The organism is Neisseria sp. HMSC058F07, assembly GCF_001810035.1.
Lineage (GTDB): Bacteria > Pseudomonadota > Gammaproteobacteria > Burkholderiales > Neisseriaceae > Neisseria > Neisseria perflava.
Genome location: NZ_KV799671.1, coordinates 122,591 through 138,366, shown reverse-complemented (window position 1 = coordinate 138,366; position 15,776 = coordinate 122,591). Strand labels below are relative to the sequence as shown.

Here is a 15,776-nt window from a genome sequence, read left to right as displayed (position 1 = left end):
TGTGCGGTTGTTTTGTTTCGATGGGTTGTATTATACGGCGATTTTTTAAATTTGCAAATGATAATTGTTCCTATTATTTAATTTGTAAGTAAAGTATTGATTATTAAATAAATTAAATTTAAAAATTTTTTAGAAATTGGGTTTTCTACTCAAAAATGACGTAATAGATGGCCATTAAATGAAAAAAGAATAAAGGCCGTCTGAAAAAATCCAGCCGTAAAAAGGCATTTAAACAGCAGCTAAAGTTTTGCTGACTATACATTTCAGACGGCCTTCAGTATGATTCAGGACGTTTTGATAATTGTAGAAACCACCAACCATGAGCCAACGTCAGATTATCCTCGATACGGAGACCACGGGTCTTTATCCTGAAAACGGCGACCGTCTGGTCGAATTTGCCGGCTTGGAAATGATCAACCGCCAAATGACCGACTCCAACCTTCATTTATATGTTCACCCCGAACGCGATATGCCGGAGGAGGCGGCGAAGGTGCATGGTTTGACGATTGAAGTATTGGAAGCGAAGAATGCGCCGCCGTTTGCCCAAGTGGGTAAACAGATTGCCGACTTTATACGTGGCGCAGAGCTGATTATCCATAATGCTAAGTTTGACGTCGGCTTCCTGAATATGGAATTCCGCCGCATGGGTTTGCCTTCTATCGAGGAACTCGGTTGTAAAGTGACCGATACGCTGGCTATGGCGCGTGAAATGTTCCCGGGGCAAAAGGCGAGTTTGGATGCGTTGTGTAACCGCTTTTCCGTTGACCGCAGCAAACGGGTTTTGCACGGCGCGTTAATCGACTGTGAGCTTTTGGGTGAAGTCTATCTTGCCATGACGCGTCAGCAGTTCGACCTGATGGGCGGCGAGGCGGAAGAAGAGGGTGAAGTCAAACAAACCGTTATTGCGGAAACCAAACGTACGTCGCAGTTGAAAGTCATCAAAGCCAATGCGGACGAGCTGGCGGCACATGAAAAATATTTGGACGATTTGGGCGAAGCGTGTGTATGGCGCAAGGCAGAAACACCGGATGAGGCCAATGCCGGAGCGTCAGCATGATGCGCCGCAATATCGCTTTGATTCCTGCTGCCGGTGTCGGTGCGCGATTTGGTGCAGGAAAACCAAAACAATATGTTGAAATCAATGGTAAAACCGTATTGCAACATACCATAGAAATTTTTGAGCAACACCCCCGCATAGATTTAATTGCCGTTATTCTTTCGCCGGAAGATTCGGTTTTTCAGACAGCCCTGTCTGAGAAAGTGCGTGTCTTTCGAGTAGGAGGCGCAAGTCGTGCTGAAACGGTACGCAACGGCGTATCTACTTTATTAGAACAAGGTTTAGCCGAGGCGCAAGACAATATCTTGGTTCATGATGCCGCGCGCTGTTGCCTGCCTGCCGAAGCGTTAACGCGTTTGCTTGATGAGGCAGGCGAGAATGACGAAGGCGGCATTCTGGCCATACCGGTGGCCGATACGCTCAAGCGGGCAGACGGCAGTCATCATATTGATGAAACCGTTGCACGCGCAGGATTATGGCAGGCGCAAACGCCGCAGCTTTTTCAGACGGCCTTATTAAATCGAGCCTTATCGGTTGATGATTTGAGTGAAATTACGGATGAAGCATCAGCGGTTGAAAAACTGGGTATCCGACCGCGCTTGGTGCAGGGTGATACGCGCAATTTAAAATTGACGCTGCCGCAAGACGAATACATTGTCAGATTGTTGCTCAAGGCCGTCTGAACAATTAAAACCCATTATTTAAGGAAACAATATGAATATCCGTGTCGGACAGGGCTACGATGTCCATCAGTTGGTTGAAGGGCGAGATTTGATACTCGGCGGCGTCAACATTCCGTTTGAAAAAGGCTTGCTGGGCCATTCCGATGCCGATGCGCTTTTGCATGCGATTACCGATGCCCTGTTGGGCGCGGCCGGTTTGGGCGATATCGGCAGCCATTTTCCTGATACTGCCGCCGAATTCAAAGATGCAGACAGCCGTGTGCTGTTGCGCGAGGCTTATCAAAGCGTGCAGGTATTGGGTTGGAAGGTGGTTAATGTCGATACGACTGTGATTGCGCAAAAGCCAAAACTTGCGCCGCATATTCCAGCAATGCGCGCCAATATTGCCGTAGATTTGGGTTTGCCTGAAAACTGCGTGAACATCAAGGGTAAAACCAACGAAAAACTTGGCTATCTGGGGCGTATGGAAGCCATTGAAGCGCAAGCGGCAGTATTGCTGATTAAAGCCTAAGAGCTTAAAATTACTTTATTATTCAAACTGAAGGACTGACAACATGGCAACTCAAGACGAACTCAAACGTATTGCCGCCGAAAAAGCGGTGGAATTTGTTCCTGAAAACGAATACATCGGTATCGGTACCGGCTCTACCATCAACTTCTTTATCGAAGCTTTGGGTAAAAGCGGTAAGAAAATTAAGGGTGCCGTGTCTACTTCTAAAAAATCCAGCGAGCTTTTGGCGAAATATGAAATTCCAGAAGTTTCACTGAATGAAGTGATGGGTTTGGCGGTTTATGTTGACGGCGCAGACGAAGTCAACCACGCGCTGCAAATGATTAAAGGTGGCGGCGGTGCGCATTTGAACGAAAAAATCGTGGCCAGTGCATCCGATAAATTTGTCTGTATTGCCGATGAAAGCAAATATGTTTCCCGTTTGGGTAAATTCCCGTTGCCGGTAGAAGTGGTTGAAAATGCCCGTTCGCTGGTGTCGCGCAAACTGCTTGCCATGGGCGGACAGCCTGAGTTGCGTGTCGGCTATACTACTTTCTATGGCAACCAAATCGTCGATGTTCACGGCCTCAATATCGACCAAGCCCTGAAAATGGAAGACGAAATCAACAAAATCACCGGCGTACTCGAAAACGGTATTTTTGCCCGCGATGCCGCCGATGTGTTGGTTTTGGGTACGGCAGAAGGCGCAAAAGTCATCCTGCCTTGTCAGGATTAATGAAGATTAATCAATCTTAAAGGCCGTCTGAAAGTGTATTAGGTCTTTCAGACGGCCTTCAATTTGGCAAAATATGCAAATTAGTAAAATTATAAAATGGTTGCCCGTTGTTTTATCCGTTTTGGGCGCGCTTGGTTACAGCTCACGCGATACCGAGTTGATTCGTACAGGGGTAAGCGTTGCCGCAACATTGGCACAAAGCGACAATATCGGTTTGGAAAAGGTCAATGAATGGCTGGGTGAAAATGTCGTCAAAGCCACATCTGACACCAAAGCCGAAGCTGAACCCAAACCGGAACAAAAACAAAAGTCATTGCGACAATCCTACACATACAACGGAAAAATCATCAAAATCCATGATGGCGATACCGTGCATATTATCGATAGCGACGGCCGGAAACACAAAATCCGTATGGCCTATATTGATGCACCGGAAATCAATCAGGCTTATGGTACGCAATCACGAGATAATCTGATTGATGCCGCATTGAATAAAAAAGTCAAAGTCCGTGTGTTTGAAGCTGACCGCTACCAGCGCGAAGTTGCCCAAGTATCTGTCGGCACGATTGACTTGAATTTAATGCAGATACGGGATGGCGCCGCATGGCATTATGAAAGTTATGCCAAAAAACAACAAAGTAAAACCGCTTACACTGACTATTCGGCCGCACAAAAACAAGCCAAGGAAAAACGAAAAGGCTTATGGAAAAAAGACAATCCGCAAGCACCTTGGCAATTTCGCCGTCAAAATTATGAGCAGCAGAGCGGTGATAAAAAGCAGTCTGATAAACAATGGTTCGGGATTTGGTAGGTTTTAAGAAAGAGACTGTCTGAAAACTTTCAGACGGCCTTTAATCATTAAGGTTTAGTATAAGATAAGAATGAGTGGCAGGTTTATGATTGGAGGGTAATAGAAATAAAAGTGTGGTGTAATATTTTTAAGAAGGGCGGATATGAAAAAAGACACCGTTAGCTGGTGTCTTTAGTATCTGGCAGAGAGGAAGGGATTCGAACCCTCGATACGCTATTCACGTATACACGCTTTCCAGGCGTGCGACTTAAACCACTCATCCACCTCTCTGTGGACTATTATCCTGACTTGTTATCAGAATAATGTGAAAAATTGACTGATTGATTTATCAGTGGTGCCCAGGAGAAGACTCGAACTTCCACACCCGTGAGGATACTAGCACCTGAAGCTAGCGCGTCTACCAATTCCGCCACCTGGGCAATTTAAATTTTCTTAAGCAAAGAAGCACCAAATTATTTGGTGCCCAGGAGAAGACTCGAACTTCCACGCCCGTGAGGACACTAGCACCTGAAGCTAGCGCGTCTACCAATTCCGCCACCTGGGCTTTGCTTTATTCTTCAATTTAAGGTAGAGTTGACTACCTGAACTGCGAAGAAGCAGCTATTATATATTTTAAAAAAAGAATGTCAACTATCAAAATGAACAAAAATACTAAATCTTTAAATTTACGAGAAAAAGACCCGTATTTGGAGCGGGAGAAACAACGTTACGCTCATCCGTTGCCCAGCCGTGAATGGGTCATTGAATTATTGGAACAAAAAGGTGTGCCGACAAAAATCGAAGCGTTGGCACATGAATTGTCGATTACAGAAGATGAATATGAATTCTTCGAACGCCGTTTGAAAGCGATGGCACGTGATGGTCAGGTGTTGATCAACCGACGTGGCGCGGTATGCGCGGCAGAAAAATTGGCATTGGTTAAATGTCGTGTCGAAGCGCATAAAGACGGTTTTGGTTTTGCTGTGCCGCTAACGCCGACGGGCGAAGGTGATTTCGTTTTGTATGAGCGTCAGATGCGCGGCGTGATGCACGGGGATATTGTTACCGTTCGTCCTGCCGGTATCGACCGCAGAGGCCGTCGTGAAGGAACGGTTTTAGATGTGGTGGAGCGTGCGCAGTCTAAAGTGGTCGGTCGTTTTTATATGGATCGTGGCGTGGCTATTTTGGAGGCAGAAGACAAGCGTTTGAGCCAAAGTATCGTGTTAGAGCCTGAAAGCGTGGCGAACTTTAAACCGCAATCCGGCCAAGTGATTGTGGCTGAAATTGAGACGTATCCTGAAGCGCATCGTCCTGCTGTGGCTAAGCTGATTGAAGTGTTGGGCGATTATGCCGACAGCGGTATGGAAATTGAAATTGCTGTACGCAAGCACCATTTGCCTCATCAATTCAGCGAAGCGTGTGTCAAAGCCGCGAAGAAAATTCCCGATCATGTGCGTAAAACCGACTTGAAAGGGCGCGTGGACTTACGCGATTTGCCTCTGGTAACCATTGACGGCGAAACTGCGCGGGACTTTGACGATGCGGTTTTTGCCGAAAAAATTGGCCGCAACTACCGCTTGGTGGTGGCGATAGCTGATGTCAGTCATTATGTCCGCCCTGATGACGCGATTGATGTAGATGCTCAAGAACGCAGTACCAGCGTGTATTTCCCGCGCCGTGTGATTCCAATGCTGCCGGAGAATTTGTCCAACGGCATCTGCTCTCTCAATCCTGATGTTGAACGCCTGTGTATGGTGTGCGATATGGTGATTACCTATGCCGGCAATATCAAGGAATACCGTTTCTATCCGGCAGTAATGCGTTCTCATGCGCGACTGACTTACAATCAAGTTTGGGATTGGATTTCAGACGGCCAGGATTATCCGTTTAAGCAGCAAATCGATACTCTGTATAAGTTATTTAAAATCTTGCAGAAAAAACGTTTCGAGCGTGGCGCGGTTGAGTTTGAGAGCGTTGAGACTCAGATGATTTTTGATGACAACGGTAAGATTGACAAGATTGTTCCCGTTGTCCGCAACGATGCGCACAAGCTGATTGAAGAATGTATGTTAGCGGCGAATGTTTGCGCGGCAGAATTTTTGCTGAAAAACAAACATACGGCTTTGTTCCGTAATCACTTGGGCCCGACTCCTGAAAAACTGGCCACCTTACGCGAGCAGCTTGGTTTGCTGGGGCTGAGTTTGGGTGGCGGCGATAATCCGACGCCGAAAGACTATGCTACGCTTGCCGAGCAATTTAAAAACCGTCCGGACGCGGAATTGTTACAAGTGATGATGCTGCGTTCTATGCAGCAGGCGGTTTATGAGCCTCATTGCGACGGTCACTTTGGTCTGGCTTATGGCGCATATGCACACTTTACTTCGCCTATCCGCCGTTATCCCGATTTGACGGTACATCGCGCCATTAAAGCTGTATTGAACGGACAAACTTACCAACCCAATAAAACCTGGGAGGCTTTGGGCGTGCATACCTCTTTCTGCGAACGCCGAGCCGATGATGCCAGCCGCGATGTGGAAAACTGGCTGAAAACTTATTATATGCGCGACAAAGTCGGCGAAGTTTTCAGTGGCAAGATTTCGGGCATGACCAGCTTCGGTATTTTTGTAACCTTGGACGATATTCATATCGACGGCTTGGTACATATCAGCGATTTGGGAGAGGATTATTTCAACTTCCGTCCTGAAATTATGGCAATTGAGGGCGAGCGTAGTGGTGTCCGTTTCAACATGGGCGATACGGTTACTGTAAAAGTCGCGCGAGCCGATTTGGATACCAGCAAGATTGATTTGACCTTAATCAGCGGCGGTTCAGTCGGTAAGAAACGCGGAGGTAGAAAAGCAAAACCTGTAAGCAAGCCAATAGCTGCTGACAAGTCTGTCGAAAAGCGTAAGCGTAAACTGTCGGCTAAAGAAATTGATGAAGCGTTGGCTGCTCCCATGAAGGCAAAGAAGAGCAAGGTGAAAAGTAAACCTGCCTCCAAGCCTGCCAAGCCAAGCAAACCTAAAGCCGCAGGCAAGAAAAAAACGCAGGCGAAAACAACTTCCGTCAAAGCCGGGCATAAAAATAACGCGCAAGGCAAAAGCGTGAAGATTAAAGTAAAGAAAGCTGCTAAGAAATAAGCTGCATTCAATTCAGGCCGTCTGAAAAGTTTCAGACGGCCTGAATTTGTGATTTTATGAATAAAACCAAGGATAAATTAAGATGATAAAACTATACGGTATTCCCAATTGCGATACGGTTAAAAAAGCGCGCAGTTGGTTGGCGGAAAACGGCATCGAGTTTGAGTTTGTAGATTTTAAGAAAAACGCCCCGACTGCCGAATTGATTGATGGCTGGCTGGGTCAGGCGGCTTTGGAAATTTTGCTCAATAAAAGAGGTACGACTTGGCGCAAGTTGGATAAAGATGCGCAAGAATCTGCCGCCACAAAAGAAGGTGCGATTGCTTTGATGGTGGAGAATCCCAGCATCATCAAGCGGCCTGTATTGGTCAAAGAAGGACAGGTTCATGTCGGATTTTCAGTAGAAGCGTATCAGGAAATTTTCGGATAAGGTATTTTTAGGTTTTTAGGCCGTCTGAAAAAGCAAGCCTCGAAAAAATACGTTACAATACGCGCTTTGAGCCTGTTTTCAGGATTTTAAGATTTTTGCGGCAGCATTTTCTGGCTGCCGCGCCAAACTTTTCTTTCGGATAAATATGTTCCATATTGTTGAAAAATATAAAACACCCGCCCAGATTGTTTTAGGTATCATCGGTCTGACCTTTATCGGATTCGGTGCCAATAACTTGTCTTCGCCGGGTTCTGATTACATTGTCAAAGTCGGGGATGAGAAGGTCAGCGAGCATGCTTTACAGATTGCGATACAAAACGAGCAGGCTGCCGGCAATAATGCACCTTCGCGTGATGCGGTATTCCAATCGTTATTGCAACGTGCTTATCTGAAGCAAGGTGCCAAGCTGATGGGCATCGCTGTGTCTCAGGAGCAAATCAAGCAAGTTATTGTGGATGATCCGAATTTCCATGATGCTTCCGGTAAATTCAGCCAGGATTTGCTCAAGAAATATTTGGATCAACGCAGGATGACCGAGGATCAGTTCGTTGAAGATATCCGCGAACAGTTCCAATTGCAAAATCTGTTGAATTTAGTGCAAAACGGCGCTTTGGTCAGCGATGCGCAAGCACGTCAGTTGATTAACCTGACTCAAGCAACACGTACCATCCGTTCATTTACGTTCAGCCCTGAAGCATTTGCGGCACAAGTAAAAGTAGATGATGCGGCTTTGCAAAAGTATTATGAAGCGCATAAAAAAGATTACTTGATTCCTCAAGCCGTTAAGCTGGAATATGTGGTTTTGAACATCAAAGATTTGGCTGACAAGCAAACCGTCAGTGCGGAAGAAGTACAAAAAGCTTACGACAGCAAAAGTGTAGATTTGTCGCCAAGAGCCGAAATTGCGCATATTTTCATTCCGGTCATGCCTAACGGAGATGAAGCAAGTAATGCGGAAATTAAAGCAGAAGTGGACAAAATGGCTGCGGAGCTTAAAGAGCATCCGGATTCGTTTGCCGAACTGGCGGCCAAGTATTCCAAAGACTTGTCCAGCAGCAATAAAGGCGGCAACTTGGGTTATCTGAGCAAAGGTGGCGGCAGCGGCTTTGGACCTGAATTCGATAAAGCGGCATTTGCATTGGGCAAAGGCGAAGTCAGCGATACCGTAAAATCATCTTTGGGTTATCACGTCATTAAAGTTTTGAATGTCGAAGCTGAGCCGACTTTGGAACAAGCCAAAGCGCGTATCGAAGCAGCCTTGAAACTGAAAAAAGCAGCTTCTGCCTTTAATGCTGCTAAAGAAAAATTGGGTGAAGATGCCTTCAATGATCCATCTTCTTTGGCAAAAGCAGCCGCCAATTCAGGTTTGAAAGTGGAAAACTTGGATGAATGGGTGACCAGAGCGGGTGCGAAAGAGGCAGGTTTGCCTGAAACGTTGATTAATGCTGCGTTTAGCGACGATGTACTGAAGAAAAAACACAATTCTGAAGTAATTGCCATCAACAACGAAACCGTTTGGGTCATTCGTGCGAAAGAAGTGCGCGAAGAGAAAATCGCACCATTTGCGGAAGTCAAAGACAATGTCCGTGCAGCATATCAGCGCTCTGAAGCCGCCAAACTGGCAGAGAAAAAAGCCCAGGAAACTTTGGCCGCATTGAAAGCCGGTAAAGCTGCTGATGTTCAATGGTCGCCTGTTTCTCAATTGAGCGCACAAGATGCACGTAAAACCATGTCTCCGGAGGCTTATGCAGCTTTGCTGAAAGCGCGTCCTGTCGGCGGCAAACCTGCGTATACATTGTTGGAAGGTATGCCTGCGCCGGTGATTATGGAAGTTCAGAGCGTTTCTGCTCCTGAAAATGCCGATTCACAGATTCCGGCTGCTAAACAGGCTTTGGTTCAGCAGCTTTCCGCCAATGTTTTCGATGCCTTGCTCCAGTATTTGGATAAGAAAATCGATCGTACGCAAGGTGCACAACAAGTTAATAATGCTGCCGAATAAGCAGAATATTAGAGTAGGGCAGCCGGATGAATTCCGGCTGTTTTCTTATTTTTAGCTATCTTTTTAAAGGCCGTCTGAAATCATGAGTAAAAATCCTGATGCCTTTGTCCGCTTGATTAATGCATTAAAAATCCTGCCTAATGTCGGCCCGAAATCCGCTCAACGCATGGCTTACCAGCTTTTACAGTACAAACGCGAAGAAGCGCAGGAGTTGGTGGATGCTTTGCAGTTTGCCTTAAGACAGGTGCAGCATTGTCGGATGTGTAATACATTTTGCGAAGGCGATTTGTGTGAAATTTGCGCCGACGAAAAACGTGAGAAAAGCCGCTTGATGATTGTGCATATGCCGGCGGATGTTTCCAGTATGGAGGCGGCTAATTGCCATGATGGCCTGTATTTTGTTTTGATGGGGCAAGTCAGTCCGGCGCAGGGCATGGATATTTCGGCAGTGGCATTAGATAAGCTGGTTGCCCGTTTGCAGGCGAGTGATATTGAGGAAATTATCATTGCAACCAACTTCACAGCCGAAGGCGACGCGACAGCGTATGTATTGGCGGAATTGTTTAAAAATCTTCCTTATAAAGTCAGCCGGTTGGCAAGGGGAATCCCTTTGGGCGGCGAGATGGAATATATGGATGCCGGTACTTTGGCACAGGCTGTTTACGATAGAAGAAATATCCAATCTTAAATGCCAATATAAAAAGGCCGTCTGAATGTTTTTCAGACGGCCTTTTCATTGATGAAATCAGATTATTTGCAGCTGACGCCTTGAATTTGAGGCGTATCACCGTTGCCGACTTTAAATGCGCATTTGGTTGCGCTGCTGCCGGATACGGTAACAACACCGTTTCCGCTGTTGAGGCTGACAGGTTCTTTTACGCCCATGCCGACAGCAGTGGCTGCCAGTTTTTGAACATCGGCGTCGGAGTAAGCGGTATTGTTTGAACTGATTTTGATTTCTTTGGCGGCATATGCATTGAAGCTGAATGACAAACCTACAGCTACGGATACGAGGGCCAAGAATTTTTTGCTGTTCATTAGTGTATTTCCTTTTTGATGGTGACAAAGTGTGTCACAGCTTCAGAATAAGGGCGATTGGCCGATTGTGCAAGTTTTTCGGCGGAATTTACGGGAAGATACATGGTTTTACATACACTTTATCCCTGAATGCTACATCAGTCGGGCAATCGGACGACCTGTCGGTTTTACGGTACAATAAGCCATTTTTGACAAACGAATGAGGCATTTTTGAATGGCTTCTTTAGAAACTTGGATAGGCCTGCGCTATTTGCGTGCGAAAAAACGCAATGGCTTTATGTCATTTATTACCATGATTTCAATCGTCGGTATCGCCTTGGGTGTAACGGCGCTGATTGTGGTGTTATCGGTAATGAACGGATTTCAGAAAGAGATACGAGGTCAATTGTTGAACGTCGCACCTCATGCAGAAATCGGCTATTACGATGTCGGCAGTGCGCCGGGTTGGCAGAGTTTGCGCGAATTTGTAAAAGGCAAAAAGGAAGTATTGGCCAGCGCGCCTTATGTTTCCGATCAGGCTTTGCTTGCTAATGCAGGAGAAGTGCGCGGTGTACAAATACGCGGTATTTTGCCGTCTGAAGAAAAAAATGTCGTTGATTACGGCAAGGATATGCCGGCCGGCAGTTTCGACGATTTGAAGCCGGGCGAATTTGATATTATTTTGGGTCAAGGGCTTGCTGAGGCATTGGGCACGGAGATTGGTGGCAAGGTTACAGTGATTACGCCTGAGGGGAATGTTACTCCTGCCGGTGTAGTGCCGCGCTTGAAGCAGTTTAATGTGGTCGGTGTGGTAAAAACCGGTGTATATGAAGTCGATAACACATTGGCCATGACGCATATCAAGGATGCGCAAGTCTTGTATCGACTGGGAGAAAATGTCGGTGGGCTGCGTTTACGATTGGCTGATCCTCAGAATGCGCCGTCTTTCATTGCCAAGTTGATTCCTGATGCTAAAAAAGATGAAGTATGGGTGCGCGACTGGACGTTTAACAACCGCAGCTATTTTGAAGCCGTTGAGTTGGAAAAACGCATGATGTTCATCATTTTGACACTGATTATCGCGGTTGCTGCGTTTAACCTCGTTTCTTCTTTGGTAATGGCGGTAACGGAAAAACAAGCCGATATTGCGATTTTGCGCACTTTGGGTTTGTCCCCGGGTGGGGTCATGAAGATTTTCTTGGTACAGGGCGCATTTGCGGGGTTCTTTGGTACGCTTGTGGGCGTGGTATGCGGTGTATTGTTGGGGTGGAATGTTGGTAAGATTGTCGCGTTTTTTGAAGACCTATTTGGCGTACATTTGATTAACTCACAGGTTTATTTCATCGATTACCTGCCTAGCGATGTGAACTTGAAGGATGTCGCCGTTATTGCCTGCATTTCGCTTGGCTTGGCATTTATCGCCACACTGTATCCGAGCTGGCGTGCTGCAAAAACCCAACCTGCGGAGGCTTTGCGTTATGAGTAAGACAATTTTGAAATGTACCGGCGTTGGCAAAAGCTATAATGATGGCGCATTGAATGTACAAGTGTTGAATCATTTGGATTTTGAAGTTGCAGAAGCGGAAAGCGTGAGTATTATTGGTTCGTCAGGCAGCGGTAAATCCACATTGCTGCACCTTCTTGGTGGCTTGGATATGCCGTCTGAAGGCAAGGTGATACTGATGGATCAGGATTTGGGCGGCTTGAGCCAAAAACAGTTGGGTGAATTGCGCAACCGTTATTTGGGCTTTGTGTATCAATTCCACCATCTATTGCCTGAGTTTTCTGCTTTGGAAAATGTCATGATGCCGCTTTTAATCGGCAAAATGCCCAAGGCGATGGCTGAGGAGAAGGCTGTCAATATGCTGAAAAAGGTTGGCTTGGACAAGCGTATGCTGCACCGTCCGAGTGAACTTTCCGGCGGCGAGCGTCAGCGTGCGGCGATTGCCCGTGCTTTGGTTAATGAGCCGAAATGCTTATTGGCGGATGAACCGACGGGAAACCTTGACCGTAAAAATGCGCAAAATGTGCTGGACATGATGCTGGATTTGAAACGCGAATTGAACACCAGCCTGATTGTGGTGACCCATGATGATGAGCTGGCTGAGCGTTTCGACCGGGTAATGACCATGAAAGACGGCAGCCTGCAAGTGCTGCAATAAGGTTATTATTTCAGGCAAATATTTTATGCTTTGAACGGTATAATAGAGGCCGTCTGAAAATAGGTTTTCATTTATGGAAACGCTGTTTTTCAGACGGCCTTTCTTTTGTCCGTATCAATCAAGCATAAACCATGAATCCAACCAACTCTATCCTTTCCTCTGCCGCAGATGCGGCCATAGCGTTTTTCCGCCGTCACGAAGTACAGGGTGCATCCGTTATTGAGCCTTATGTGGTTCGACTGTTTGCAGCCTTGCAAAACGGGCATTCGTTTGTTTATTTGGATAAAGCGGATGTTGATGCCTTAAGCAACTTGCCGAATTTGGTCGGTAATGCGGATAAACCGCTTATCCTGCAAGGCCGGAAATTGTTTTTAGGGCGGATGTGGCAGTTGGAGCATGATTTGGCTGTTGAAATCAAACGGCTGGCAAGTGCCGAGGCGGAAGAAGTGAATTTCATGGTGGCTTCAAAAAGCCTGAGCGACTGGTTTGATACTAAAGACAGCAAAGAGCAACGGGATGCTGCTGCTTTGGCCTTGCTGCAAAACTTTATGCTGATTACCGGCGGGCCGGGTACGGGGAAGACGACGACCGTCGCAAAGCTTTTGGGTCTGATTTGCAATAACAGTACGAAGCTGCCCCGTATTGCGTTGGCTGCGCCGACAGGTAAAGCGGCTGCACATATGGCACGGGCTTTGCAGCGTGCTTTGGACGGTTTTGATTTGTCTCCGAGCATTAAAGCGCATTTGGAAAACTTGGAAGGGCAGACTGTCCATCGTTTGTTGAAACTGCGTCCGCCGCAAATGCGCCCTGTGTTCAATCATGAATATCCGCTTGCTTTGGATGTTTTGGTGGTGGATGAGGCGTCGATGTTGGATTTGCCGCTGGTGTTGGATTTATTGCGCGCCGTGCCTACCGGCTGCCGTCTTGTGTTGCTTGGCGATGAAAACCAGTTGCCGTCGGTTGGCTTGGGAGCCGTGTTGGCAGCATTGTCGCGTCCGACGGCTTTGGATAAAGAAACCGCTGAAAAGCTGGAAGTGTACCTGCCCAATCATGGCTTTGAGATAAAAGGGCAGCCACAGGCTTTATCGCAAAACAATGCCAAATTGACGTTCAGCCACCGGTTTGGTGCAGACAGCGGTATCGGCTGTTTGGCAAGGGCGGTGGTTTCCGGGGAAAAGCAAACTGCGGTTGAACAGTTTGACAAGTTCCCCAAAGAATTGGAAATGAAATCAGGCCGTCTGAAAGAGCAGGTCGCCTTGCTGTATCAAAAGCAACAGGATTATTGGCAGGCCGTGGCAGAGAATAATGTTGCACTCGCCTATGGTCATGCTGCCGATGTAGTGGTATTGGCGGCTTGGCGGCAGGATGCGGATGATTTGAATCAGGCTTATCAAGAATACTTGCAACGACAAGGCAAGGTTTCGGGCGAAACGCCTTGGTTTGCCGGACAAATCATCATGATTACCCACAATGATTACATGCTGGAAGTGTTTAACGGCGACATCGGTCTGATTATGAAAGATGAAGAATCGTTGAATGGCTTGTCTGCCTATTTTCCTGAGAAAGATGGATTCAAAAAAATTGCCATCAGCCGTTTGCCCGATTTTGAATCGGCTTTTGCCATGACGGTGCATAAGAGCCAAGGTTCGGAATATCGGGAAGTATGGCTGTTGCCCCCGTCAGTGCCTGCAACGACGGAAAGCGAAGAAGAAGCCCGAGGTTTGGATAAGGCTCTGCTTTACACAGCCATTACCCGTGCGCGTGAACGTTTTGTGTTTTGGGGAAATGCGGAGGAATTATGTCAGGCTGTGGGATGCCATCAAAAACGCAGGACGGCATTGGCCGATGCCTTGGAATGGCAGTTTGAACAGCTTGATGAGCAGGATTCTGTTTGACCTGAATCAAGAGGCCGTCTGAAAGAGGATAAAGCGTTTAAATCTGCTTGACTGATTACACTAATTTACATACGATAAAAATAATTAGTAAATAAAATGAATAATTTATACGAAATTCATAATTTTGTACGCTTTATCGAATACTTCACTTTCAATACCTTCTTTTGGAGAGTCGGCATGAAATTTCAAACCAAACTGATTGTAACCTGTATTTTATTGGCTTCATCGTCTTATTCTTTGGCAGAGAATGCTGATGGCGGACGTGATGCGGCGGCTTTGTCCACCACCAACGATTACGTCAATTCCGGCAGTATTATTCGCAAAGATGACGATAAAATCAGTATTTTCAATGATTTATTGACTATAAATGGTGGTTTGCGCGTGCGTGCGGATACCAAAGACATCAATGCCAACAACAGCAGCGTTAATCCGACGCCTGAAGATACCAATGCCAACTTTAATGCGGAGTTTTGGTTACGCGCAAAACTGTATAAAGATTGGAAATTGGTTGCCCAAATCGAGCCGAATATCGATTTGGAAACCGGTAAGTTCAACGGCGATCATGATGTGCCGGTGAATAAACTGTATGCCGAAGGTACTTTGTACAACAATATTAAAGCGCGTGTCGGTAAATTTGGTGCGTTCTCTTCATACGGCCGCGTATGGGATACCGAAGTAACCGGCGGCGAAATCTTCTTCGACAATAAAACCCTGCCTACCAAAATCTATGCGGGCCGCCGTACTGGCAATCTAAACGACAACACATGGGGCATTGGTGGCCGTCGCAGACATTTTGCCGCAGTTCAAAGCGTGTTGCCTGTAAATGAGAATATCAACGTCGGCGCAACGGTCAGCTACATGAAAGACATCGATGTACGCGGTGCGAAGAAAAATGCGGTCTTTGGAGAAATCGGTACGGATATCAAGTTTAATGACGATTGGCATTGGATGGCCGCAGTCAGCAAGTCCAATATCAAAGCCTATAATGATGCCGGACAAAAAATTAAAAATGATGGCGTGTTAACTGAAGTACGCTATAAATTGGCCGACTGGAACGTCCGCAATTCTTACGACGTATTCTTGAACTACCGCCGTGTCGGTTTGTTGTCCGGTGTCTCTTCTGTTGAGGATTACAGCAAAAACGTCCAAGGCGTGCAAATCGGTGCGACCTATATTCCTTGGAAAAACTGGAAACTCAAAGGCTTCTATTTGGCCGGTAAACAGGTTACACCTACTGTCGGCACGGATAAGCAGGATGTAAACGTTATTCGTGGTCAGTTAGAATATAAATTTTAATCATTACAAATAAAAAACAGGCAGGATGTCCTGCCTGTTTTTGGTTTTCAGACGGCATGGATATGGGGCCGTCTGAAATAA

Annotated in this window: 14 protein-coding genes and 3 tRNA genes; 13 read left to right on the top strand and 4 right to left on the bottom strand. The window is 46.5% G+C overall.

The window, feature by feature from the left end:
* The first annotated feature begins 319 nt into the window (after positions 1-319).
* From dnaQ to HMPREF2696_RS02755, 5 genes are all read left to right on the top strand, one after another.
* A complete protein-coding gene (dnaQ, locus tag HMPREF2696_RS02775) occupies positions 320-1,057 on the top strand; it encodes a DNA polymerase III subunit epsilon (RefSeq protein WP_004519742.1) in 738 nt (245 codons plus the stop codon).
* Positions 1,054-1,740, top strand: coding sequence for a 2-C-methyl-D-erythritol 4-phosphate cytidylyltransferase (gene ispD, locus HMPREF2696_RS02770; RefSeq protein WP_004519741.1), 687 nt, complete (start codon positions 1,054-1,056; stop codon positions 1,738-1,740). Before dnaQ ends, ispD begins: the two co-directional genes overlap by 4 nt.
* Positions 1,741-1,771: 31 nt before the next feature.
* On the top strand, positions 1,772-2,251 hold the full coding sequence (gene ispF, locus HMPREF2696_RS02765) for a 2-C-methyl-D-erythritol 2,4-cyclodiphosphate synthase (protein ID WP_004519740.1): 480 nt from the start codon (positions 1,772-1,774) through the stop codon (positions 2,249-2,251).
* A 43-nt stretch (positions 2,252-2,294) separates the two neighbouring features.
* Positions 2,295-2,966 carry a ribose-5-phosphate isomerase RpiA gene (gene rpiA, locus HMPREF2696_RS02760; RefSeq protein ID WP_003679072.1) on the top strand — a complete coding sequence of 224 codons (672 nt, stop codon included), beginning with the start codon at positions 2,295-2,297 and terminating at the stop codon, positions 2,964-2,966.
* 73 nt (positions 2,967-3,039) lie between these two features.
* Positions 3,040-3,777: a thermonuclease family protein gene (locus tag HMPREF2696_RS02755; protein WP_004519739.1), complete on the top strand. Its 738-nt coding sequence runs from the start codon at positions 3,040-3,042 to the stop codon at positions 3,775-3,777.
* Between the two features lie 179 nt (positions 3,778-3,956).
* Here the strand turns inward: HMPREF2696_RS02755 and HMPREF2696_RS02750 are convergent.
* The 3 genes from HMPREF2696_RS02750 to HMPREF2696_RS02740 all read right to left on the bottom strand — a co-directional run bounded on the left by HMPREF2696_RS02750 (position 3,957) and on the right by HMPREF2696_RS02740 (position 4,321).
* Positions 3,957-4,047, bottom strand: a tRNA-Ser gene (locus HMPREF2696_RS02750).
* 62 nt (positions 4,048-4,109) lie between these two features.
* A tRNA-Leu gene (locus HMPREF2696_RS02745) sits at positions 4,110-4,196 on the bottom strand.
* A 38-nt stretch (positions 4,197-4,234) separates the two neighbouring features.
* Positions 4,235-4,321, bottom strand: a tRNA-Leu gene (locus HMPREF2696_RS02740).
* 79 nt (positions 4,322-4,400) lie between these two features.
* Between HMPREF2696_RS02740 and rnr the strand changes: the two genes are divergently transcribed.
* The 4 genes from rnr (at position 4,401) to recR (ending at position 10,013) form a co-directional block, all read left to right on the top strand.
* Positions 4,401-6,896, top strand: coding sequence for a ribonuclease R (gene rnr / locus HMPREF2696_RS02735; RefSeq protein WP_004519738.1), 2,496 nt, complete (start codon positions 4,401-4,403; stop codon positions 6,894-6,896).
* Between the two features lie 82 nt (positions 6,897-6,978).
* Complete coding sequence (locus tag HMPREF2696_RS02730; RefSeq protein ID WP_004519737.1) at positions 6,979-7,326, top strand: ArsC family reductase; 348 nt, start codon at positions 6,979-6,981, stop codon at positions 7,324-7,326.
* A gap of 145 nt (positions 7,327-7,471) precedes the next feature.
* The gene (locus HMPREF2696_RS02725; protein ID WP_070587713.1) at positions 7,472-9,325 is read left to right on the top strand and encodes a SurA N-terminal domain-containing protein; all 1,854 of its coding nucleotides are present in this window, start codon (positions 7,472-7,474) and stop codon (positions 9,323-9,325) included.
* Between the two features lie 82 nt (positions 9,326-9,407).
* A complete protein-coding gene (gene recR / locus HMPREF2696_RS02720) occupies positions 9,408-10,013 on the top strand; it encodes a recombination mediator RecR (RefSeq protein ID WP_070587710.1) in 606 nt (201 codons plus the stop codon).
* A gap of 62 nt (positions 10,014-10,075) precedes the next feature.
* Here recR and HMPREF2696_RS02715 read toward each other — a convergent pair whose 3' ends face one another.
* Positions 10,076-10,363, bottom strand: a complete 288-nt coding sequence (locus HMPREF2696_RS02715) for a hypothetical protein (protein ID WP_003683377.1) — start codon at positions 10,361-10,363, stop codon at positions 10,076-10,078.
* 214 nt (positions 10,364-10,577) lie between these two features.
* Here HMPREF2696_RS02715 and HMPREF2696_RS02710 point away from each other — a divergent pair, with 214 nt between their 5' ends.
* The 4 genes from HMPREF2696_RS02710 (at position 10,578) to HMPREF2696_RS02695 (ending at position 15,695) form a co-directional block, all read left to right on the top strand.
* Positions 10,578-11,828, top strand: coding sequence for a lipoprotein-releasing ABC transporter permease subunit (locus HMPREF2696_RS02710; RefSeq protein WP_004519734.1), 1,251 nt, complete (start codon positions 10,578-10,580; stop codon positions 11,826-11,828).
* Positions 11,821-12,504, top strand: coding sequence for a lipoprotein-releasing ABC transporter ATP-binding protein LolD (lolD, locus tag HMPREF2696_RS02705; protein ID WP_004519733.1), 684 nt, complete (start codon positions 11,821-11,823; stop codon positions 12,502-12,504). The genes HMPREF2696_RS02710 and lolD overlap by 8 nt, the downstream gene beginning before the upstream one ends.
* A gap of 131 nt (positions 12,505-12,635) precedes the next feature.
* Complete coding sequence (gene recD, locus HMPREF2696_RS02700) at positions 12,636-14,399, top strand: exodeoxyribonuclease V subunit alpha (RefSeq protein WP_004519732.1); 1,764 nt, start codon at positions 12,636-12,638, stop codon at positions 14,397-14,399.
* A gap of 96 nt (positions 14,400-14,495) precedes the next feature.
* Entirely contained in the window at positions 14,496-15,695 is a 1,200-nt protein-coding gene (locus HMPREF2696_RS02695; RefSeq protein ID WP_070587708.1) for a hypothetical protein, read from the top strand.
* The last annotated feature ends 81 nt before the right edge of the window (positions 15,696-15,776 follow it).

Coding starts and splice junctions, on each gene's coding strand:
- dnaQ (WP_004519742.1), top strand. CDS start 320: ATGAGCCAACGTCAGATTATCCTCGATACGGAGACCACGGGTCTTTAT.
- ispD (WP_004519741.1), top strand. CDS start 1,054: ATGATGCGCCGCAATATCGCTTTGATTCCTGCTGCCGGTGTCGGTGCG.
- ispF (WP_004519740.1), top strand. CDS start 1,772: ATGAATATCCGTGTCGGACAGGGCTACGATGTCCATCAGTTGGTTGAA.
- rpiA (WP_003679072.1), top strand. CDS start 2,295: ATGGCAACTCAAGACGAACTCAAACGTATTGCCGCCGAAAAAGCGGTG.
- HMPREF2696_RS02755 (WP_004519739.1), top strand. CDS start 3,040: ATGCAAATTAGTAAAATTATAAAATGGTTGCCCGTTGTTTTATCCGTT.
- rnr (WP_004519738.1), top strand. CDS start 4,401: ATGTCAACTATCAAAATGAACAAAAATACTAAATCTTTAAATTTACGA.
- HMPREF2696_RS02730 (WP_004519737.1), top strand. CDS start 6,979: ATGATAAAACTATACGGTATTCCCAATTGCGATACGGTTAAAAAAGCG.
- HMPREF2696_RS02725 (WP_070587713.1), top strand. CDS start 7,472: ATGTTCCATATTGTTGAAAAATATAAAACACCCGCCCAGATTGTTTTA.
- recR (WP_070587710.1), top strand. CDS start 9,408: ATGAGTAAAAATCCTGATGCCTTTGTCCGCTTGATTAATGCATTAAAA.
- HMPREF2696_RS02715 (WP_003683377.1), bottom strand. CDS start 10,363: ATGAACAGCAAAAAATTCTTGGCCCTCGTATCCGTAGCTGTAGGTTTG.
- HMPREF2696_RS02710 (WP_004519734.1), top strand. CDS start 10,578: ATGGCTTCTTTAGAAACTTGGATAGGCCTGCGCTATTTGCGTGCGAAA.
- lolD (WP_004519733.1), top strand. CDS start 11,821: ATGAGTAAGACAATTTTGAAATGTACCGGCGTTGGCAAAAGCTATAAT.
- recD (WP_004519732.1), top strand. CDS start 12,636: ATGAATCCAACCAACTCTATCCTTTCCTCTGCCGCAGATGCGGCCATA.
- HMPREF2696_RS02695 (WP_070587708.1), top strand. CDS start 14,496: ATGAATAATTTATACGAAATTCATAATTTTGTACGCTTTATCGAATAC.